This window comes from Streptomyces sp. NPDC054961, from assembly GCF_053609145.1.
In genome coordinates this window covers 65295-85652 of record NZ_JBSGWY010000010.1, presented here as the reverse complement: position 1 = coordinate 85652, position 20358 = coordinate 65295, and the positions used below count along the sequence as shown (strand labels likewise).

16 protein-coding genes are annotated in these 20358 nt (G+C 71.3%); 7 read left to right on the top strand and 9 right to left on the bottom strand.

Annotated elements, in window-relative coordinates; genetic code table 11:
• Nucleotides 1-69 precede the first annotated feature (69 nt).
• Entirely contained in the window at nt 70-948 is an 879-nt protein-coding gene (locus tag ACWF9Z_RS12605; RefSeq protein WP_453600904.1) for a helix-turn-helix domain-containing protein, read from the bottom strand.
• A gap of 301 nt (nt 949-1249) precedes the next feature.
• On the opposite strand from ACWF9Z_RS12605, the gene ACWF9Z_RS12600 reads away from it, so the two are divergent.
• Nucleotides 1250-1744: an ATP-binding protein gene (locus ACWF9Z_RS12600; RefSeq protein ID WP_453600901.1), complete on the top strand. Its 495-nt coding sequence runs from the start codon at nt 1250-1252 to the stop codon at nt 1742-1744.
• Nucleotides 1745-1851: 107 nt separating this feature from the next.
• Here ACWF9Z_RS12600 and ACWF9Z_RS12595 read toward each other — a convergent pair whose 3' ends face one another.
• Together ACWF9Z_RS12595 and ACWF9Z_RS12590 are read right to left on the bottom strand one after the other, a co-directional pair.
• A complete protein-coding gene (locus tag ACWF9Z_RS12595; RefSeq protein ID WP_112450436.1) occupies nt 1852-2088 on the bottom strand; it encodes a DUF397 domain-containing protein in 237 nt (78 codons plus the stop codon).
• A 105-nt stretch (nt 2089-2193) separates the two neighbouring features.
• Nucleotides 2194-4464 carry an FUSC family protein gene (locus ACWF9Z_RS12590; protein ID WP_453600897.1) on the bottom strand — a complete coding sequence of 757 codons (2271 nt, stop codon included), beginning with the start codon at nt 4462-4464 and terminating at the stop codon, nt 2194-2196.
• A gap of 219 nt (nt 4465-4683) precedes the next feature.
• On the opposite strand from ACWF9Z_RS12590, the gene tatA reads away from it, so the two are divergent.
• Nucleotides 4684-4899: a Sec-independent protein translocase subunit TatA gene (gene tatA, locus ACWF9Z_RS12585; protein ID WP_453600894.1), complete on the top strand. Its 216-nt coding sequence runs from the start codon at nt 4684-4686 to the stop codon at nt 4897-4899.
• A gap of 42 nt (nt 4900-4941) precedes the next feature.
• Here the strand turns inward: tatA and ACWF9Z_RS12580 are convergent, their stop codons facing one another.
• Nucleotides 4942-6108: a DUF2786 domain-containing protein gene (locus tag ACWF9Z_RS12580; RefSeq protein WP_453600892.1), complete on the bottom strand. Its 1167-nt coding sequence runs from the start codon at nt 6106-6108 to the stop codon at nt 4942-4944.
• Between the two features lie 410 nt (nt 6109-6518).
• Here ACWF9Z_RS12580 and ACWF9Z_RS12575 point away from each other — a divergent pair, with 410 nt between their 5' ends.
• Nucleotides 6519-8294, top strand: coding sequence for a bifunctional 3'-5' exonuclease/DNA polymerase (locus ACWF9Z_RS12575; RefSeq protein ID WP_453600890.1), 1776 nt, complete (start codon nt 6519-6521; stop codon nt 8292-8294).
• A gap of 111 nt (nt 8295-8405) precedes the next feature.
• On the opposite strand, the gene ACWF9Z_RS12570 is transcribed toward ACWF9Z_RS12575, so the two are convergent.
• From ACWF9Z_RS12570 to ACWF9Z_RS12555, 4 genes are all read right to left on the bottom strand, one after another.
• Nucleotides 8406-9704 carry a hypothetical protein gene (locus tag ACWF9Z_RS12570; protein ID WP_453600887.1) on the bottom strand — a complete coding sequence of 433 codons (1299 nt, stop codon included), beginning with the start codon at nt 9702-9704 and terminating at the stop codon, nt 8406-8408.
• Between the two features lie 205 nt (nt 9705-9909).
• Nucleotides 9910-10428 carry a SigE family RNA polymerase sigma factor gene (locus tag ACWF9Z_RS12565; protein ID WP_453600884.1) on the bottom strand — a complete coding sequence of 173 codons (519 nt, stop codon included), beginning with the start codon at nt 10426-10428 and terminating at the stop codon, nt 9910-9912.
• An 83-nt stretch (nt 10429-10511) separates the two neighbouring features.
• Complete coding sequence (locus ACWF9Z_RS12560) at nt 10512-11735, bottom strand: serine hydrolase domain-containing protein (RefSeq protein WP_453600881.1); 1224 nt, start codon at nt 11733-11735, stop codon at nt 10512-10514.
• A 153-nt stretch (nt 11736-11888) separates the two neighbouring features.
• Nucleotides 11889-12599 carry a TetR/AcrR family transcriptional regulator gene (locus tag ACWF9Z_RS12555; protein WP_453600878.1) on the bottom strand — a complete coding sequence of 237 codons (711 nt, stop codon included), beginning with the start codon at nt 12597-12599 and terminating at the stop codon, nt 11889-11891.
• Nucleotides 12600-12714: 115 nt separating this feature from the next.
• Between ACWF9Z_RS12555 and ACWF9Z_RS12550 the strand changes: the two genes are divergently transcribed.
• The 4 genes from ACWF9Z_RS12550 to ACWF9Z_RS12535 all read left to right on the top strand — a co-directional run bounded on the left by ACWF9Z_RS12550 (nt 12715) and on the right by ACWF9Z_RS12535 (nt 18145).
• The gene (locus ACWF9Z_RS12550; RefSeq protein WP_453600876.1) at nt 12715-13377 is read left to right on the top strand and encodes an NADPH-dependent FMN reductase; all 663 of its coding nucleotides are present in this window, start codon (nt 12715-12717) and stop codon (nt 13375-13377) included.
• 166 nt (nt 13378-13543) lie between these two features.
• Nucleotides 13544-14911, top strand: coding sequence for a DHA2 family efflux MFS transporter permease subunit (locus tag ACWF9Z_RS12545; protein WP_453600873.1), 1368 nt, complete (start codon nt 13544-13546; stop codon nt 14909-14911).
• A 908-nt stretch (nt 14912-15819) separates the two neighbouring features.
• The gene (locus tag ACWF9Z_RS12540) at nt 15820-16356 is read left to right on the top strand and encodes a hypothetical protein (protein ID WP_453600871.1); all 537 of its coding nucleotides are present in this window, start codon (nt 15820-15822) and stop codon (nt 16354-16356) included.
• Nucleotides 16357-16735: 379 nt separating this feature from the next.
• A complete protein-coding gene (locus tag ACWF9Z_RS12535; RefSeq protein ID WP_453600868.1) occupies nt 16736-18145 on the top strand; it encodes a hypothetical protein in 1410 nt (469 codons plus the stop codon).
• Between the two features lie 94 nt (nt 18146-18239).
• On the opposite strand, the gene ACWF9Z_RS12530 is transcribed toward ACWF9Z_RS12535, so the two are convergent.
• Nucleotides 18240-19802, bottom strand: coding sequence for an N-6 DNA methylase (locus ACWF9Z_RS12530; RefSeq protein ID WP_453600865.1), 1563 nt, complete (start codon nt 19800-19802; stop codon nt 18240-18242).
• Nucleotides 19803-20358 lie beyond the last annotated feature (556 nt).

The window sequence follows — 20358 nt, the reverse complement described above, 5'->3', positions numbered from 1 at the left end:
GCACCGGATCCCGATCGGTCGTCACGTCCGTTCGGTCATGCACTGATCGGACGTCATACTACGTGCGAATCAAGACAGTTGAAGGAGCCCACGAAGAAGATCGCGGGTCCGGTCAGGGTCGGGGCAGTCGTCCTGCAGGCGCAGCATCGCCCGCTCGTACTGCCTCACTTCCTCTTCTTTGTCCAGGTAGAGGGCACTGGTGAGCTGTTCCAGATAGACGACGTCCTGGAGGTCGGACTCGGGGAAGCGCAGCAGCGTGAACGCGCCGCTCTCGCCGGAGTGGCCGCCGAAGGAGAACGGCATCACCTGGAGCTGCACGTTCGGCCGCTGCGAGATCTCGATGAGGTGCTCCAGCTGACCGCGCATCACGTCGCGGTCGCCGTACGGGCGGCGCAGCGCGGCCTCGTCCAGGACGGCGTGGAAGACCGGGGCGTTCTCGGAGACCAGGACCTTCTGGCGCTCCAGGCGCAGCGCCACGCGCCGGTCGATCTCGGCGCGGCCGGCACCGGGCATGCCGCGGCTGACGACCGCCTGGGCGTAGGCCTCGGTCTGCAACAGGCCGTGCACGAACTGGACTTCGTAGATGCGGATGAGGGAGGCGGCGCCTTCCAGGCCCACGTACGTCTGGAACCAGCCGGGCAGTACGTCTCCGTAGCTGTGCCACCAGCCGGCCGCATTGGCCTCACGGACCAGACCCAGGAGCGACTCCCGCTCCGCGCCGTCCGTGACTCCGTAGAGCGTGAGGAGGTCCTCGACGTCTCTGGCCTTGAAGCTCACCCTTCCCAACTCCAAGCGGCTGATCTTCGATTCGGATGCGCGGATCGAGTAGCCGGCCGCCTCTCGGGTGATGCCGCGTGATTCCCGGAGTCTCCTGAGCTGTGAGCCCAGGAGAATGCGGCGCACCACAGAACCACTGGCTTCTGCGGTCACTAGTCCTGCCCTCCCCATGTCTTCAGATGGCTCGCGTCGCAGGGGCCCCCGTGCCCCTCAAGGCCCGCAGTCTGCCACCAAAACGCATCGGTCCGTACTCGTTCTGTAACGGAATCGGCCCCGCCGGAGAAGAAGTCCGTAAGTATGCGTAGGAAGAAATGAGCAAGAACCGTCACGGGAGTGGACAGGTCCGGCGCGTGCACGTGCATCTGCCCTTGCATCCGGCTTCTGCATTCGGAACCATGGTCCCGCGCACCTGCGTGCCCCGCAGTTCTTTCGAATCCCGGGAGTGCCTCGCATGGGGACGAATGGATCGACCATGCTCGAGCCGTTACGGCAGGGACTTCCCCCGGTCGACCCCACGGCTGTTTCCGGGTCCGCCTCGTGCGGCCTGCCCGCCCGGTTCGACGCGGTACGCGGAGCTCGCACCTTCACGCGTTCCACGCTCGCCCAATGGGGCCTCGACGACCGCTTCGACGACGTCGCACTGGTCGTCTCCGAGCTCGTCACGAACGCGCTGCGGCACGCCCTCCCGGACGATTCCCGCCCTGGCGGCGGGGGCGGCGAGCCCGAGCCGTCGGTCCGGCTGCACCTGATGCGGTGGAGCACGCGACTGGTGTGCGCGGTGCGGGACCCCAGCGAGGACCGGCCCAGCGGGAGCTTCGCGCCGGCGGCGACGGAGGAGAACTGCGACCTGGAATCGGGGCGCGGGCTGTTCCTCGTCGACTCCTACAGCGACAGCTGGGGCTGGCACCCGCTCGCGGGGCGGCTGACCGGCAAGGTGGTCTGGGCGCTGTTCTCGCTCCAGGACTGACCGGGGACGAACCGTCACATAGACGACAGCTGGCCGGGATTGATCATTGCGATCAGTCCCGGCCAGTGCACGTGCATGGCTTGTTTCTCGGCGCTGGAACGTAGTTTTCAGCTGATCAGGTGATCGAACTCGCCGTCCTTGACACCCAGCAGCAGCGCTTCTATCTCGGCCGGTGTGTAGACCAGGGCCGGTCCGTCGGGAAACCGCGAGTTGCGCATGGCGACATCGCCGCCCGGCAACTTCGCGAACTCCACGCAGGATCCCTGCGAGTTGCTGTGTCTGCTCTTCTGCCAGGTCACACCGTCAAGCTCTGCAGCTGCCATCCCGTTGTACGCGTGGTCCACAGGAAGCCCCCGATAGTGCAGATGTCAACTGCACCGGATCATAGCTGTGTTCATGAACGCCTGCATGGGCAGATGCACGTGCACGGGCTCCACCCCTTGCCGCGCCTAGGCCCTGGGCTCCCCGCGGGGCTCGCCGGGCGGCTCACCGGGGTGCTTGCCGGGGTGCTCGGCGGAGTGCTCGCCGAGGTGCTCGCCGGGAGTTCCTCCGAGGGACTCCTCGCGGGCCGCGTCCCCGCTCCCGCCCCCCGCCCCGGACCCCGCCCCGGACCCCGCCCCGGACCCCGCCCCCGTATCGGTCCCCGCCTCGGTCCCCGTCCCGGACCCGGGCGCGCCGCCGCGCAGTGCCTCGGAGACCTCCTCGAGCGAGGCCAGCAGCTGCTGCGCCGCCCCGCGCACCACACCCGACGCGGGGGCGTCCCAGCCCGCCAGCACCGCGCGGACCCCGTCCCACCGGGGCACCTCGCGCTCGCGGACCGCCTTCGCGCCCTCCTCCGTCGCCGCGCGCAGCGCGTGCGCGAGGGCCGCGGCGTCCGGATCCGGGGCCTGCGACCGGTTGGGGAGGTGCGCCTCCAGCAGCATCGCGTGACGGCCCATCGCCGCCATCGCGTGGCCCGCGTCCTCGGCGGCCGCCCGCGAGATCCCGCGTTGGCGCACCGGCTCAGCGGCGGCCCGGTCCACCGCCTCGTGCCAGGCCACCCGGGCGTCGCGGGCCGCCAGCAGGGCTCCCCTGACGTCCCCGCGCCGGGCCCCCGCCGGGTCGGCGTACTGCTCGAGCACGACTGCCGCGTACCGGCCGCCGGCCGCGACCCAGTCCGCCAGCCGGGTCCGCAGCCGGGGGGTCTCCCAGGCCGGGTAGACGGCGTACGCGGCCATCGCGAGCAGCCCTCCGAGGAGGGTGAGGGCGACCCGGTCGGGCACCGTCTGGTCCCAGCGCACGCCCCCCATGCCGAGCAGGAAGACGACGTAGGAGGAGACGAAGACCATCGCGACGGCGTATCCGGTGCGCATCAGCATGAACATGAGGCCCGCGCTGACGACGGCCAGGAGCCCCGACAGGTACATCCCCGGCTGCGCGAGCTGGACCACGGCGGTGGCCACGGCCACGCCGACCAGGGTGCCGCCGAAGCGGGCGACGGCCCGGGTGTAGGTCTGGGTGAAGTCGGGCCGCATGATCATGACGGAGGCCATCGGGGCCCAGTAGGCGTGGCCGAGCGGCAGCGCGTGGCCGATGAGGTAGCCGGAGCAGGCGACGGCGGTGACGCGCACGGCGTGCCGCAGGACCGGGGACCCGGGGCGCAGCTCGGCCCGTACGGACGCCAGCACCACCGGCGTGAGCGCCCACAGGGTGGGCCGCAGCATCGACTCCCGCGGGTCCGCGGTCCGCCCGGAGCCCTGCTCGACGGTCTCCAGTACGTCGTCCAGCAGGGCCGCGAGCCGCCGGGCGGCCCGCAGCGGGGCGCCCTGGAACAGGTCGGCGGTGTCGGGCGCCTTGAGGACGGCGAGGGCCGGCGCGGGCGGCCGTACGGGGTCCCCGTGCCGGATCGCGTGCGCGGCGGCGTCCAGGACCGACCCGGCGGCGGCGAGCAGCTCCCGCACCCGGTCCCGCGCCGGCCCCTCCCCCGGAGCCCCGACCGCCGGGTCGGCGAGCGAGGCCAGCACCGGCCGGATCCGCTCCGCGAGCCCCCGCGCCCCGTGCAGCTCGGCGGGGCGGCGGCGGGCCTGGCGGGCCGTCACGGTCGCGGCGTCCCGCGCCCGCATCAGCGGCTGCGGGTCGAAGGAGGCGCGGGCGTCGTGGCGCAGGCGGCGCGCGTAGTCGGCCTCGGCGGCGAGCGCGTCGGCGAGGGCCTCGCGCTGGGCGCCCCAGCGGCGGACGGGGAAGAGGACGATCAGCAGGGCCTGGACCACGCCGCCGACGGCGATCAGCGCGGCGTGCCCGGCGGCCTGGGGCACGGAGGTCGGCAGGGTGACGGTGACCAGCATGATCGCGACGTTGCCCGAGGCGATCATGCCGGCGGTGGGGCCGGCCGCCCACATCAGGCCCGCCACGAAGCACCAGGCGGCGAGCAGCAGCAGGAAGGCCGGGAGGTGCGCGGACCCGACCAGGTAGCCGACGAAGGTGGACACGGCCAGGGTCAGCCCGGCGGCCAGCGCGAGGACGGGGCGCGGCCGCCAGCTCTTCTGGAAGGTGGCGATGGCGGCCATGTACGCGCCGAAGGCGGAGCTGGCGGCCGCGCCGGGCCCGAGGAGGGCGAGGCTCACGCCGACGACGAGCGCGAGGCCGACGGCGGCGCGGACGGCGATGAGGGGCTCCAGGCGGGTCCGCTCGACCGTCATCCCGGATCGGGCGGTGTCCTTCAGCGCCCGGACCCAGCTCATGGGCTCGAGCGTAGCCCGCCGGGTGCTCTTCAGGTCTTCTTCAGACATCTCATGATCTATGGCGTTGTCACCCGATAACGCCGATCATCGGCCCGGTGGTGCCGTTCCGCGGACGGTCCGGCACTCCGTCGGCACACCCCTCCCCTCCACCGGCCTCCCCTCCACCAGCCCCTCCCCCACCAGCTCCTCCTCTACAGCCTCCCGAAGGCGGGTACCCCCATGCTCAGGAACGCCATGCACCCGTGGCACGTCGCCATCATCGTGATCGTCTGTCTGATGGTGTTCGGCTCGAAGAAACTGCCGGAGATGGCGCGGGGGCTGGGCAAGTCGGCGCGCATCCTGAAGGCGGAGGCGCGGGCGCTGCGCGAGGAGACCCCCTCGGCGCCGGAGGGCGGCGGCGGGGGCGGCGCGGCGCCCGGGGCCGCGGACCGCTGACCGGGCGGCCCCGGTCGGGCGCGGGCGGCCGGGCGGCCCCGGCTACTTCTTCAAGGGGCGCCGGCTGCCGTCCGCCATGTGCGCGCGGTCGGCGGCCGCCGTGCCGTCCTCCCAGCCCGCGAGGTCGGTGGCGCCGCGCAGCCGGGTCGTGGTGGTCCGGGGGAACATCTCCTCGGCCCGCGAGGTGACGGCCACGTCCCGGGCGACCAGGGCGGGCAGGTTGTCCGGTGCCTCGGCCGCCGTGTGTCCGGCCGTCTCGGCGAGCCGCTGGCCGAGCCGGCTCGCGTAGGCCAGCAGGAAGGACTGCCGGAACGTCTTGGTGCGCTTGCGCCCGCCCGCCCGCTGTCCGGCCTCGGCGCGGGTCATGGCGGCGGTGCCCTGCACGAGCAGCGAGGTGTAGAGCAGTTCGACCGCTTCCAGGTCGCTCTCGAAGCCGACGACGGTGGAGAACTCGTAGGCGCTGTTCCACACGGAGCGGCAGCGGTTCGCCGTGGCGACGGCGTCGAGCAGGACCGCCTTGGCCTCCTCGTACGGGGCCTCGACGCCGATCCGGCAGGCGCCGGGGACCTGCCGGCTCCCCGTCTTCACCGCGAGCAGCGCCTCGTCCACGGTGTGCCGGGCCATGAGCTCCTGCGCCTTCGCGCTGAGGGCCTCCGCCTCCTCCGGGAAGGTGGTCGCCTCGGCCTTCGCGAGCAGGGCGCGGATCCGGCCGAGCATGCGGGGTTCGATGTGGGCGTGTTCGAGCACGTCGGTGGCGTCTCCCGGCAGGGGGCCGACCGGCTCGATGGACGGCAGCCGGATCAGCAGCCGGAAGACCTCGAGGACGGTCCCGGCCAGGGTGAACCGGTCGGTCCGCTCCCGCTCCGCGAGCCGCTCGCCGTAGCGGGTGTCGTCCCCCCACCACGCCTCGGCCTCGGTCCACCGCTCGGGCAGCCGGGCGTAGCGCCGTGCCTCGGCGGCGATCAGGTCCTCCGCGATCCGTACGTGCACCTGCTCCAGATCCCGGCGCACGAGCCGCAGCACGTCCCCGGGCCGCCAGCCCCGCTCCCAGGCCTGGCGTACGTACGCCTCCCCGCGCGCGAGCAGCGCCTGCCCGACCCCGGCCCACCGGTCGCCCTGGGCGACGAGCATCGACGCCCCGGCATCCAGCCCGGCGTCGTCCTGGGTATACAGCGCGGCCTCACAGGCCCGGTCGACTATGTCTCTCACGCCCTTCAGCTTGGCACGCCCCACTCCCCACCCCACCCGCCCCCGTGCCCCGGCCAGACCGACACGCAAGGCGGGGCCCCAGACCCGTTACGCCCCCAGCCCCCAGCCCCGCCGGAGCCCGACGCGGCCCTGAGCGGAGCCCGAACCCCGAAGCGATCGCGCGCCGCAGGCACCGGAGGCCCGAGCCACCCCAGCCCCGCCGGCGCTTGAGGCGCGGGCCCGGGCGGAGCCCGGAGCCCGAAGCGGCCCCGCGCCGCAGGCGCCGGGGGACCGGGGCGCGGCCCCGAGGGGTCCGGGCGGAGCCCGGGGAACGGGCGAAGGGCGGGTAGGGGACAGCCCCGCAGGCCACGGCAGCGCCACCCGCGCGCCCCGCCCCACCCCTGTCAGACCCCGGTGGGACACTCGCACCCATGAGCGAGCACATCCCCCGGTGGGCCCTCGCCGAGGACGCCGACGGCCGCTGGCACGCCGCCCCCCTCGACGCCCCCGCGAGCGGCACATCGGGCGGCACCGAGACCGGCACACCGGGCGGCCCCTCGGGCGGACCCGCCCGCGGCACATCAGGCGGAACCGCCACCGCCACCGGCACCGGCACCGGCACCGGCACCGAAGCCACCCCCCTCACCGTCACCGACCCCGCCGACGCCATCCGCGCCGCCCCCGCCGGCACCCGCTGGGTCTGGCGGTCCACCGCCGCCGTCTACCCCCGCCTGCTCGCCGCCGGCGCCCGCGTGGACCGCTGCCACGACATCGAGGACGCCGAGCTGCTCCTCCTCGCCCACGAGGGCCGCCTCGGCGAACCCCGTTCGGCGGCCGCCGCCTGGGCCCGTCTGACGAACGCGCCCGTACCGCCCGACCTCCCGCAGCGCGCGGCGGAGCCCGGCACGCAGAACTCCCTCTTCGACCCCCAGCCCGCCCCCGTCCCCCTCGACGCGCTCATCGCCGTCCACGCCGACCAGGCGAGACGGGCCGACGCCACCGCCCACCCCGCCCGCATGCGGCTGCTCGTCGCGTCGGAGTCGGCCGCGTTCCTCGTGGCCGCCGAGATGAACCGCGCGGGCCTGCCCTGGCGGGCCGACGTCCACCGGGCGCTGCTCACCGAGCTCCTCGGCGAGCGGTACGCGGGCGGCGGCCAGCCCCGGCGGCTCGCCGAGCTCGCCGACGCCGTCTCCGCCGCGTTCGGCCGGCGCGTCCGGCCCGAGCTGCCCGCCGACGTCGTCAAGGCCTTCGCGGAGGCCGGGATCAAGCTGAAGTCGACCCGCCGCTGGGAGATCCAGGAGCTCGACCACCCGGCGGTGGCGCCGCTCCTCGAGTTCAAGAAGCTGTACCGGATCTACACGGCCCATGGCTGGGGCTGGCTCAAGGACTGGGTCCACGACGGCCGCTTCCGCCCCGAGTTCATCCCGGGCGGCACCTTCACCGGCCGCTGGGTCACCAACGGCGGCGGCGCCCTGCAGATCCCCAAGGTGATCCGCCGGGCCGTGGTCGCCGACCCGGGCTGGCGGCTCGTCGTCGCCGACGCCGACCAGATGGAGCCCCGGGTGCTCGCCGCGATCTCCCGCGACCCCGCCTTCATGGAGGTGGCCGGCCGCCCCGAGGACCTGTACGCCTCGATCTCCCGCCAGGGTTTCTCCGGCGACCGCGAGAAGGCGAAGCTCGCCGTGCTCGGCGCGGTGTACGGGCAGACCTCCGGGGACGGCCTGAAGAACCTGGCCGCGCTCCGCCGCCGGTTCCCCCGGGCCGTGGCGTACGTGGACGACGCCGCGAAGGCGGGCGAGGAGGGCCGGCTCGTACGGACCTGGCTCGGCCGGACCTGCCCGCCGCCGGCCGTGGCCGCGGACGCCGAGGAGGCCCCCGACGGCTGGGTCCCGAGCTACGCCTCGACCGACGCGCGGGCGCGGGGCCGTTTCACCCGCAACTTCGTGGTGCAGGGCAGCGCCGCGGACTGGGCGCTCCTGCTGCTCGCGGCCCTGCGCCAGTCGATCGCGGCGGCCGGGATGCGGGCCGAGCTCGTCTTCTTCCAGCACGACGAGGTCATCGTCCACTGCCCGCAGGAGGAGGCCGAGGCGGTGGTCTCGGCGATCCGCGCCGCGGGCGACCTGGCGGGCCGGATCACCTTCGGGGAGACGCCGGTCCGCTTCCCGTTCTCGACGGCGGTCGTCGAGTGCTACGCGGACGCCAAATGACGCACCCCGCCGCCCCGCCGGGGGCGGGGGCGGGGGCCCGAAACCCCCTGGCCCCGACCCGCCCCGCCGACCGTCCGCGCCTCGCCTCCGCCCGCCCGTCCGCCCGTCCGCTCAGTAGCCGAACTCGGTCCACTTCGGGCTCGTCGCGATCTCCTTCAGCCGCTGCATCGTGAGCGCCGGATCCTGCCGGGTCGGGGCCCCCTTCAGCGTCTTCGTGTTGTACGCCGACACGATCACCCGGGTGCCGTTCTTGCGGAGCACCTCCACGCTCCACCAGTCCGCGCCCGCGGCCTCGCCGCGCCGCTGGTGGCTCAGGATCTTCGTCCCGTCCGGCAGCGTCTCGGCCCCCGTGAACAGCTCCGCCCACATCCCCGGCCGGCTCTTGCTGTCGGGCTGGATCTGGAGGGAGGCCAGCGACTGGCCCTTGCCGTCGTCGAGGACGAGGTAGGCGAGCTCCGCGTCGAACTCCTCCTTGCCCGCGACCGGGATCCCGTACCCGCTGAGCAGCTGCTCCAGCGCGTCGGCCGCCTTCGGCCCGGGCGCGGTGGGGGTCACCGGCTCCGCCGCCGCGGCCGGCAGGTCCGCCAGGGCCGGCAGCCACAGCGGGGAGGTCACGAAGGTCTTCAGCTGTGCGAGCGTCAGCGGAGGCGTGCTCCGGGTGACGGGCTTGTCCTTCTCGGCGGCCGCGTTGAACTCCTGCACGTCGATCAGGTATCCCTGCGGAGTGACCAACGTGGCGCGCCAGCTCTTCGTGTCCACCCGGCGGTCGGGGTACTCGTAGCCCTGGAAGAGCATCAGCGTCGAACCGTCCTCCAGCTTCTCCGAGGCGCAACTGTCGTAATTGAGCACGACCTTGGACGGGCACTTCACCATCTCGAGGGCCATCCGGCCCTTCGGGTCCACGCGCGAGAGGCCGACGCCGAGGGAACCCTTGCCCTTGCCGTCGTCGTAGACCCCGCCCACCATCGGTCCGGTCAGCTCGGCCGTGCCCCGGGCCTTGGCATCGGTGACCGATCCGCCCGGCAGCAGCTGCTTGAACACGCTGATCAGCTGATCGGCGGTGACGGCCCCGCTGCCGGCGAGCTTCTTCGCCGCCTCGTCGCCGGACTCGCCCGAGTCCGTCTTCGCCGGCGCCGACGGGCCGGACGCGGACCCCGAGCTCGGCGACGGGGCGGTGGCGACGTTCGCGGGACCGTCGGAACCGCCCGAGCCGAACAGCCCGCCCGTGTAGGCACCGGCCGTGCCGATCACCGCCAGGGCGAGGGCCGATCCGCCGACGACGGCGGCCCGGCGGCGGGCCACCAGCCGCCGTCCCCGCCGTTCACCGGCGGCGACGAGGTCGCGCCCGTCCGCCGTGAAACCGTCCCCCACACGCCTGAGGGCTTCGCCGAGCTCATCTTCAAAGGACATGCGGAATCAAGCCTTCCGTGCAGAGGTGTGATGGAGTGAGGAATCGGAACCACCGGGACCGCCGGGACCACCGGCGCTCCGGGACCACCGGCGCTCCGGGACCACCGGGTTGAGCGAGCGAGGGGCAAGCAGAGGCCCCCGGATACTCGACGGCCAGGCAGCCAGGCAGCCGGCCGGGCGACCCGGCAGCCGGACGCGCGGCGGCTCAGCGGGGCGCGAAATCCGCGAGCGAGCCCCCCAACCGTTCCCGCAGTCTGACCAACGCCCGCGAGGAGCGGGTCCGAACGGCCGCCGAGCTGACGTTCATCGCGTCGGCGGTCTCCTCGACGCTGCGGTCCTCCCAGTACCGCAGCACCAGTACCGCCCGGTCCTTCGGCGCCAGCGCACCCAGCGCCTGCAGCAGGGTCAGCCGCAGCACCGGATCGCCGGCGCCGACCGCCACCGGCGCGCCCGATTCGGGGAACTCCCCGACCGGACGCTCCCCCGTGGACCGGCGGCGCTGGTGCGTCAGGAAGGCACGCACCAGCACGGTTTGGGCGTAGGCGGCGGGATTGTCGATGCGGTTGATCCGGCCCCAGAGCAGGTACATCCGCCCGAGGGTCTCCTGGACGAGATCCTCCGCGAGATGGGTGTCACCGCTCGCCAGCAGGCAGGCGGACCGGTACAAATGCGCCGATCTGCCCTCTGCGAACTCACGGAACCCGTCCCTGGAACCCTGCCGCATCCACTCCCCCTCGCGCCCGCCTCACTCCATCGACGCGACGGCGCCACCGCAATGTTTCAAACCTTCTTCGACGGCGGTCCGGGTCAGCTCTTCCCGGGGGCGGGCTGGGCGGGCAGCGTGTAGACGTTGTCCGGGGTGACGACCTTGGTGATCGCCTCGCCGAACAGCGTGCTCGGCTCCTGGCCTTCGGCGGAGATGTCGGTGTTGAGCAGGACGACCAGGGTGGCCTGCGTCCGCGGGTCGTACAGGGTCAGCGACTGGTAGCCGGGGAGCGAGCCGTTGTGCCCGATCCACCCGTTGACCTTGAAGATGCCCAGGCCGTACCCGGTGCCCGGCAGGGCCGGACTGACCTTGAGCCGCTCCGCCTGGGTGGCGGGGGTCAGCAGCTCGCCCGTGGCCACCACCTTGGCCCACTTCCGCAGGTCCGTGAGGTTGGAGATCATCGCCCCGGCGGCCCAGCCCCAGGAGGGGTTCCAGTCGGCGGCGTCCTCCGTCTTCCCGGAGGCCGTCTGGTTCGTGTAGCCCTGCGCGTGCGGTGTCGGGAACTCGGCGCCGAGGGGGAAGAGGGTGTGCTTCAGCCCCGCGGGTACGACGACTTCCTTGGTGATGAAGTCGGCGAGCCTCTGGCCACTGACCTTCTCCACCACGAGTCCGAGCAGGATCAGGTTGGTGTTGCAGTAGGAGAACTGCGCGTTGGGCGCGAAGAGCACCGGGTGCTTGAAGGAGTACCCCAGCAGCTCCTGCGGGGTGAACTCCCGCTGGGGATCGCTGGTCAGCGCCTTGAAGAAGTCCTCGTCGGCGGAGTAGTTGAACAACCCGCTGCGCATGCCGGCCAGCTCGCGCAAGGTGATCCGGTCGCCGTTCGGGACCCCGGAGACGTACGTGCCGATGGGATCGTCCAGCCCGGCCTTCCCCTCGTCGACCAGCTCCAGCAGCGCGGTCACGGTGAAGGTCTTGGTCTCGCTGCCGATCCGCATGAAGAGGCTGTCCGTCATGGGCCGGCCGGTGGCCTTGTCGGCCACGCCGAAGGCCCGTACGTACGCCCCCTTGCCCGGCGCCGACAGGGCCACCTGCACCCCGGGCACCTTGGCCTCGTCCATCACCTTCAGGACGGCTTCGTCCAGTTGCCGGGCCACGGCGGGGGTGAGCTGCGGGAAGTCCTCGGAGCCGGTCGAAGCAGCCGAGTTGCTCGGCGCCGGAGGTGTCGGCGCGTCCACCGCGTACCCGACACCGGCCCCCACGGGCACCATCAGGAGCCCTACGGCGGCCGCTCCCACAGCCGCCCTGCGCAACCGGGTCTGCCTCATCCGTCCAACGTAACCCCGCCCGTGGCCCCGGGCGACAGGAGACGGACGGGGGCGGGGGGCGCCCGGCGGAGGGCCGGGCGGGGGCGCACGGCGGGGACGCAGACCACTCAGAGCAACTCAGACCAACTCAGACCATTGAGGCCCCTCAACCCCTCAGACCACACCGTAGGCCCGGAGGAACGCGGCCACACCCCCCGTGACCAGGCGGTCCACCTGCGGCTGCGGGATCGGGAGGACCCCGTAGTGGGAGAGCTGCAGGATGGGCTGCGAGGTCAGCGCCATGAAATGGGTGCAGGCCAGCGCCGCGTCGCCGTGTACGTCGAGCAGCCCGGCGGCGGCCAGACCCTCCATCGCGTCGGCGAGGGCGCGCCCCACCGGGCCCGGTCCGGCGTTCGTCCAGGCCTCCAGCACCTCGGGCGGCACGTGGTCGGCCTCGGCGTGGATGTGGCGGACGAGTGCGAAGTGGTCCGGGTAGTCGGCCATGAGCCCGATGAACGCGTGGGCCAGGGCGACCAGGTCGCGCTCCACGTCATCGGGGTGGGGCGGGCGTGCGGGATCCAGCACGGCGTCGATCATGGCGACCTGCGCTTCGCGCACGCGCGTGGACGTCCAGGTGACGACGGTGGCGAAGAGCATCGCCTTGCCGCCCGGGAAGTGGTTGTAGAGCGTGCGGGTCGAGACGCCGGCCGCGGCGGCGAGCGCGTCGACCGACGCGCGGGCGTACCCCTCGCGGCCGAAGAGTGTGCAGGACGCGCTCGCGATGGCGATCTGCTTCTCCTGCTTCTTGGCACTGCCGGTACCACTGGCACCGCCGGCACCACCGGTACTGCCCTTCCCGCCTGCCCTGCTGTTGCCGGTGCTCACTTCGCCTCCGCACGAGAAGTACAACGACCGTTGCATTTTTTACAACGCCCGTTGTAGTTTACCGGAGGAGCAGCCGCACCGGGCGGTCGCCCCACACCGAGGGGACACCACCACCATGCCCGCGCCCGAGTCCGTCAGCTCTGCCACCTCCACCGGCCCGGCCGCCCCGGCGGCGGCCACCGTCCACGAGGACGCGCCGCTGCGCGTCGCCGTCATCGTCGGCAGCGTCCGCGAGGGCCGCCAGGGCCCCGCCGTCACCGACTGGTTCCTCCGCGCCGCCCAGGCCCACGGCGGCCTGGACCTGGACGTCATCGACCTCGCCGACATCGACCTGCCGCTGGCCATGCCCGGCTGGGGCGGCACGCCGAGCGCGCGGGCCGCCACCGCCCTCGCGGACGTGACCCCGCGCCTCGCGGCCGCCGACGCCTTCGTGGTCGTCACCCCCGAGTACAACCACAGCTTCCCGGCCGCCCTGAAGAACCTCATCGACTGGCACCACGCGCAGTGGCACGCCAAGCCGGTCGGCTTCGTCTCCTACGGCGGGCTCGGCGGCGGCCTGCGCGCGGTCGAACAGCTCCGGCTGGTCTTCGCCGAGCTCCACGCCACGACCGTGCGCGACTCCGTCAGCCTGCACGGCCCCTGGTCGGGCCTGGGCGAGGACGGCACCCCTCGGGACACCGCCGTGGCCGAGGGCGCGCTCAAGGGCATGATCGGCCAACTGACCTGGTGGGGCAGGGCGCTGCGCACCGCTCGCACGACCCGTCCGTACCAGGGCTGAGGGGGACCCGAAGATGAGGACGACACAGGCCCCCTCCGGAGCGGAACCGACCCCGGAACCGACCCTCCCCGCTCCCCCGCCTCCGACCACGACCGCCGCACCCAACCCCTCCCCCTTACCTCTCCCCTCCCCCACATCACGTCAACTCCACCGCACCGCGAGCGTCGTGATCGTCGGCTCGGTCATGTCGGTCCTCGACATCACCATCGTCAACGTCGCCCTGCACCGCCTCTCCGAGGCCTTCCACTCCTCGCTCGAGACCATCCAATGGGCCGCCAGCGCCTACGCGCTCGCGCTCGCCGCCGTCATCCCGACCGCGGCGTGGGCGATGGGCCGACTCGGGGCCAAGCGCACCTACCTCACCGCCCTCGCCCTCTTCACCCTCGGCTCGCTGCTCGCCGCGTGCGCCTGGGACGCGGGAAGCCTGATCGCCTTCCGCGCCGTACAGGGCCTCGGCGGCGGCCTGTTGATGCCCGTCGGCATGGCCATGGTGATGCGCGCCGCGGACCCGGCCCGGCTCGGGCGGGTGATGGCACTGCTCGGCCTGCCCATCGTCGTCGGCCCGGTCCTCGGACCGGTGCTGGGCGGCTGGCTGATCGACGCCGTGTCATGGCAGTGGATCTTCCTGGTCAACCTGCCCGTCGGTGCGGCGGCACTGACCCTCGCCGCGAAGCTCCTCCAGCCCGACCACCCCCACGACAACGCCCCGGCACTTCCGGCCGCCCCCAGGCTGGACGTCCCGGGCCTGCTGATGCTCTCGCCCGGCCTCGCCCTCCTCCTCTTCGGACTGGCGAGGGGCGCGGAGCACGGCTCCTTCGCCGCACCCGGAGCCCTCCTGCCCACCCTCACCGGCCTCGCCCTGGTCGCCGCCTTCGCCAGGCGCGCCCTGACGGCCCGTGAGCCGCTGCTCGACCTGCGGCTGCTGCGCGAGCGCACCTTCGGGGTCGGGATCGGCACGCTCGCACTGTTCACCTGCGGCTACTTCGGCTCGATGCTGCTCGCCCCGATGTACTGGCAGCAGGCGCGCGGCCTGAGCGCGACGGCGGCGGGCCTGCTCGGCGCACCGGTCGGCCTCGCCGTCGGCCTCACCATGCAGATCGCCTCGCGCCGCGTCGACAAGGTCTCCCCGCGCCGGCTGATCCGCACCGGCATCGCGCTGGGGGCCCTCGGCATGGCCCTGACGGCACTCGAAGTCGGCTCGCCCGACGTCGCGGCCTGGCGGGTCGTCGCCGCGTCGGTCGTGATGGGCATCGGCACGGGCATGGTCCTGCTCCCCACGATGACGACGGCGAGCCGGGGCCTCCCGCAGCACCGCATGACCGCGGCCAGCACCATCCTGAGCATCAACTCCCAGATCTGGGCCTCGATCGGCACGGCCCTGATCTCGGTCACCCTGGGCGCGACCGGCCTCACCCCCACCGGCTTCCGCACCACGTACGCCCTCGCAGCCGCCCTCCTGGCCCTCTCCCTCCTCCCGGCCACCTTCCTCCCCCACCGCCGCCCCGGCACAGCCCCCCGCACACCCGGCCACTGACCCCTACGCGCAGGTCCACAGGGGGGACAGCCGCAGGCGCGGCCGCGCCACCCAAGCCGCCCCTCCCGCCAGGGCCAGCCCGCCGGTTACGGGCAGTCAGCTGCTTCCACCCTCCCTCCTCGCCACGCAGGGCCGCCACTGTTCGAATTTTCGTACGAATCGGCTCAGTTGGGACTGCACTCGGGGCACCCCCACCGGTTTGCGACTCCATGACGGGCAGGCCACGCTCCCGCAGGCACGCAGCACCGTCGATTCCGAGTGCCGGCCAGAGGCTTCGGAATGCCTACGCCATCCACAGCTACGCAGCGCCCTGCCCGCCCGGGTCGGACCGAGCAGCGAACCGGCGCAGGAGCGCTGTCGTACTCGGCCTCCCCATGTGCCGCGGCCCCCTCCTGGGGTGACAGGTGGTGCCGGGCCGTGCCGCTCGCCTTGCAGCGGCCTCTCCCAGCGCGTTGCGCTCACCCTCGCCCTCCTCCAGAGGGGCACGGTCGCGCAACCGAGCCCGCATCAAGAACACCTGCGTCCCACGGCCACGCCAGGGGAGGTGAAGCGGCCCAAAGAGCAGTCGCTCTGCTCTTCCTGGAGCTGTGGGAGCAACAGCACAGTCACACGCCCTGGAACGATGCCGTCCGCAGCATCGACATGACGGCCCGTGAGCTGCCTCGAACAGGGCCCCGTCATTCCAGCTTGCGGGGCTTCACGTTGAGTCGCGGCTTCCGCGACGGCTCCATGTCGCGGCGCGAGGCCGACCATGACGCATCGGACGGGTACGACGCAGACGTTGCCGAACGTGCGGCTGACACTCTGAACCAGGCCCTGGCCCGGTTGTTCCTCCGCCTCGGCCCACCACCGACACCCACCGACCATGAGTACGCGCCCGTGGGCGGCGGAGACGGGGGAGCGCAGGCATGAACCTCGGAGACCAGTCGGCTCAGCTCCCCGGGATGCCCGGCACGAACCCCGTCGTGTCCGCCGGCCTCGGCATCGCAGCCCAGTGGGGGGCGGCACTCGGCGGGCCCGAACAACTCCAGGTCGCGCTCAAGGCCCTCGAACCGCAACTCCGGCGCGAACCCGAGCTGAGCAAGCTCCGGCTCGAACAGCAGGAATCCGACGCAGCACGGAAGGCCGCTGCCGAAGAGGCCGAGGCACAGCGTCGCGCACACGCGGTCGAGAGGGCAAAGGAACGGGAGGCACGTGAGCAGATGGCCGCCCGCAACCACAAGCATCGGATGCGGCTGCTGCACTCTGCAGTCGCACTGTCGGTCCTGATGCTCGGGGGCGGACTCTATGCGATGCCGACGAACGGCTGGATCGCCGGCGCGTTATGTGGTCCGAGTCTGCTTTCCCTGCTGCGGATCTTCGTGTTGCGGCGCAGCACGGATGCCGACGTGCGCGAGGCCGGCCGATCGGCACCCGGAGCAGGCAACGCGCCTCCGCCGCTGTGATCCTCGCCCGAGTCATGCGAACCGGGAGCCATGCAGCGGCGGCGCAAGGTCCGGTAGATAGCAAAACCCCCAGGTCACGGCGAGTGAGTCCTGGGGGTTCTACAGAGCCGCCTTCGGGATTCGAACCCGAGACCTGCGCATTACGAGGCCCCACAAGATCATCCCGGGTGGTGCCGGACCGTGCCGCAGAATCCTGTTTCCCCAGGTCAGAGGTATCCGACCGCGATCACCATGACGCCGGGTCCGCCCCAGTGCCACCCAGTCCGCTCACGCACGCGAGCTGTCCGACGACCGCAAACCCGCAGGTCTCCGGCGCCTCCAGACGCGACCACCCGTACGAGTCATTGCACCTGGCCCGACCCCAGGGTGAGCTGTTGCCATGCATCGTTGGTCTCCCCTGAACGAACGACAGCTCGCCCTGCTCGGCCGGCTCGCGAACGGCAAGGAGCCCTGGGATCCCGGTGAGTCCCGCACCGCCTACGCGCTGCGCGACCGCGGGCTGGTGACGATCAAGCGCAGCGGGGGCGAGTTGGATGCCCAGGTCACCGAGGCAGGCACCTTCTACATCCAGCATGGCCACCACCCGGACGACCCCGCGCACGTCGGGGAAAAGAAGATCGTCGAGGGGAAGGCGGCAGGCAGCGCCCGCTCCGCGTCCTACGCCGACAGGCCAGTCGCACTCGCCCGCCGGACCAAAGCGAAGGAACTCATCGAGCGACTTGTCACGGACAGGCGGGTCACCATCACCGAGCCCGACGACGCGACGGTGACGGAGTGGCGACGCGTGATCGACTACGCGAAGCGCCACAGCCTCGTCCCTGAGGGCAAACGCATCGAGAGCGTCCGCATGTGGAATCGCGACCTGCAGATCTCTCTGGCCGAGGGTCCGCACCCCAACTCACTGAGGCAGAGGCCGGATGAGGCGCCGCCCGTCCACGTACCCACTCAGTTGCGCTCTCCGCATCCAGTCGTGGCCGCACTGAGAAACGACGAGGGCCGACTCGTCATGCCCGCCCCGCTGCGTCGCCGATCGTTGCTGCTCCTCCAGGGCCTCGCCGCCGAGGCAGTACGTCGAGGGCACAAGGTGAAGGAGCATGAAGTCCCCTCCCGCCGGCGCAGCCATGCCTACACGTACAACGGGCGTCACTACCCCTCCAGCTACTCCCTCCGCGAGGGTGAAATGGACTTGGTCGTGAACGGCTTCACCTACACCGTCACGATCGATCAGGAGTTTCCCCAGTCCACCGACCCAGAGCGCTCGAAGAGCCTCGTGATCGAACTCGGCTACAGCCGATCCAGTCGGCAGTCCCGCTGGGCCGATCGCAAGCGCTGGGTACTGGAGGACATCTTGGGAGCCGTGCTCCGGGAGATCGAGACCCGCGCCGTAGAGGACGCCCAGCGGAAGGCGGACGAGGAGCGAGCGAAGGCCGAGCGCGAAGTCCGCTGGCGGGCGGCCATGGAGAAGGCGAAGGAGCTAGCCGCCCAGGAGCAATATGCCGAGGTACTCCGCGCTCAGGCCCGCCTGTGGCAGGAAGCGGCGGACCTGAGCGCGTACTGCGACGCCCTGGAGCGCCGACTGGAAGACCCGTCTGGAGAAGATGAGACGGCGGCGGACTCGGCACAACGCTGGCTGACCTGGGCGCGCCGTTACGTTCAGAGCCTCGACCCACTGACCCGTCTACCCGCCATGCCCACCACTCGCGAACCGAAGCCCGAGGAGCTCGCGCCCTACCTGAACGGCTGGAGCCCACATGGCCCCGAAGCTCACCGCGGCTGGGGAGCCCGCTAGGGAGAAGGGAGCCCTCACACGATGCGCTCCCACACCGAGCTGGTGCCGGCCTCGAACCTTGGGCGAGACCGGCACGGGCGAACGATCCCCGGACCTATGCTTCCGCGATGACTTCCTCGGCTGCGACGTCCGGCTTGACCTCGCCGCCCAGCGCCTCGGCGATCGCCTCAAACTCGGCAAGGGCTGCCTGGAGGTCCTCCACGATCTCCTGGGCGATGACCTCGGGAGGAAGCAGACTGTCAGCGTCGTCGAGCGCCGGATCCTTCAACCACGTGACGTCGAGGTTCACCTTGTCACGGGCGATGAGCTCTTCGTACGTGAAACGCTTGAAGCGGCCGTCCTCGGTCTCCTTGCGCGCCGAGCGGTCGTCCGCCTTGTACGCCTCGATGAAGTCGGCCAGGTCGGCCAGGCGGAGGGGACGCTGCTTGAGCGTGAAGTGCATGCCGGTCCGGAAGTCGTACACCCAGACCTCGGACGTGTTGGGTACGTCGTCGGCCCGCGGGGGCTTCTTCTCGAAGAACAGGACGTTCGCCTTGACACCACCGGCGTAGAAGATGCCCGTGGGCAGGCGCAGGATCGTGTGGAGGTTGAACTCCTGGAGGAGGCGCCGCCGGATCTTCTCGCCGGCCCCGCCCTCGAACAGGACGTTATCGGGCAGGACGACTGCCGCGCGGCCGTCCATCTCCAGCAGCGACATGATGTGCTGCAGGAAATTGAGCTGCTTGTTTGTGGTGGTGGCTCGGAAGTCAGACCGGTCGTACGTGATGTCCTCGCGGTCGGTCTTGCCGTCCGTGCCCACAACGGTGATCGCCGACTTCTTACCGAAGGGCGGGTTGGCGAGAACGAGGGATGCCCGCTCGGCGGGAACATTGGCCAGCGCATCACTAGTGGTGATGAGGGACTTCCCTCCAGCCTCACCGATGCCGTGCAGCAACATGTTCATCGCAGCGAGGCGAGCGGTACCAGGAACCAGCTCGTTTCCCCAGATGGTCCCTTGTCCGAGCGCAAGACGCTGCTCTCGAGAGAGGCCCTTGAGGTGGTGCTCACGAATGTAGCTGTGCGCCGCGATGAGAAAGCCAGCAGTACCGCAGGCCGGGTCAGTGATTCGATCCTTGGGGCCCGGCTGCATCACCTGCACCATGGCATCGATCAGGGGACGCGGCGTGAAGTACTGACCAGCGCCCGTCTTGGTATCCTCGGCCCCCTTGGCGAGCAAGCCCTCGTAGGCGTCACCCTTGAGGTCAGTACCCTCCAGCACCCAGTCCGTCTTGCCAATCAGCTCAACGACCAGCTTCTCGAGGAGAGCGGGCTCCGTGATCCGGTTCTGAGCTTTGGCAAAGACGGTGCCGAGCGTTGTGCCGGGGTGCCTGCCCAGTTCGGTAAGCACCCGGCGGTAATGGCCTTCCAGCTCCTCGCCACGCTTGGACGCGAGCGACTGCCAGTCCAAAGTGGAGGGAACGATCGGGGCGGCCGCCTCCTCTGCGAACGGATCGGCGGCCAGCTCGTCTGCCATCTTCAGGAAAAGAAGGTAAGACAGCTGTTCTACGTACTCAATGGTCGAAAGCCCGTTGTCACGCAGGACATTGCAGTAGTTCCAGAGCTTGGCAACGAGCGAGTTTGTTTGCGCGACAGTATTGGCGGGTGCAGTGGTGCCCATCAGAACTCGAACTCCTGCTGTACGACATTGTCGGGAATCGGCACAGAGCCGGATGAAGGCGAAGGCGTGACAGTCACAGCCGCCCCTGTCACCCGTAGTGGTCGAGCGCGGCCAGACTTCCTTGGGACACGCTTCTCACGCTCTACCCGGATCCTGGTCAAGAGAGCGTCGGCCTGTTCTTCACGAGAATCTTGCGGAACAAGGGAACCAGTAAATGCCCGGGAAAGCACCGCCCGCCGAAGGCGCTTACTACGGACGCTTGCACCCACAAGGACGGAAGAAGCCGTGCGAATACGCGTCTCCCACACGTCAGCGTCCTCCACCAGAGATTCCTGTTCGATGAGCGTTGGAACTGGAATCTTGATCGCCTTAACCTTCGAGGTACTCAAGGTATACAGCCCACTCGTGGACCTAGCGACATCACGAAGCTGTTCCACAACAAGTGGCGAGTTCCAAATCAACTCCAAGTATCGAGGAAGGAGCTGCGACCCAGGCCTGATGCGAATTAGGTGATTTTGATGAACAGCATTCTCGATTTTCCCGCCCCATAGCGCAG

What these genes read in the sequence shown, in the direction of transcription:
- ACWF9Z_RS12570 (WP_453600887.1), bottom strand. Translation starts at nt 9,704, where the DNA reads ATGTCCTTTGAAGATGAGCTCGGCGAAGCCCTCAGGCGTGTGGGGGAC.
- ACWF9Z_RS12575 (WP_453600890.1), top strand. Translation starts at nt 6,519, where the DNA reads ATGAGCGAGCACATCCCCCGGTGGGCCCTCGCCGAGGACGCCGACGGC.
- ACWF9Z_RS12560 (WP_453600881.1), bottom strand. Translation starts at nt 11,735, where the DNA reads ATGAGGCAGACCCGGTTGCGCAGGGCGGCTGTGGGAGCGGCCGCCGTA.
- ACWF9Z_RS12605 (WP_453600904.1), bottom strand. Translation starts at nt 948, where the DNA reads ATGGGGAGGGCAGGACTAGTGACCGCAGAAGCCAGTGGTTCTGTGGTG.
- ACWF9Z_RS12535 (WP_453600868.1), top strand. Translation starts at nt 16,736, where the DNA reads ATGCATCGTTGGTCTCCCCTGAACGAACGACAGCTCGCCCTGCTCGGC.
- ACWF9Z_RS12600 (WP_453600901.1), top strand. Translation starts at nt 1,250, where the DNA reads ATGCTCGAGCCGTTACGGCAGGGACTTCCCCCGGTCGACCCCACGGCT.
- ACWF9Z_RS12590 (WP_453600897.1), bottom strand. Translation starts at nt 4,464, where the DNA reads ATGAGCTGGGTCCGGGCGCTGAAGGACACCGCCCGATCCGGGATGACG.
- tatA (WP_453600894.1), top strand. Translation starts at nt 4,684, where the DNA reads ATGCTCAGGAACGCCATGCACCCGTGGCACGTCGCCATCATCGTGATC.
- ACWF9Z_RS12530 (WP_453600865.1), bottom strand. Translation starts at nt 19,802, where the DNA reads ATGGGCACCACTGCACCCGCCAATACTGTCGCGCAAACAAACTCGCTC.
- ACWF9Z_RS12540 (WP_453600871.1), top strand. Translation starts at nt 15,820, where the DNA reads ATGAACCTCGGAGACCAGTCGGCTCAGCTCCCCGGGATGCCCGGCACG.
- ACWF9Z_RS12550 (WP_453600876.1), top strand. Translation starts at nt 12,715, where the DNA reads ATGCCCGCGCCCGAGTCCGTCAGCTCTGCCACCTCCACCGGCCCGGCC.
- ACWF9Z_RS12565 (WP_453600884.1), bottom strand. Translation starts at nt 10,428, where the DNA reads ATGCGGCAGGGTTCCAGGGACGGGTTCCGTGAGTTCGCAGAGGGCAGA.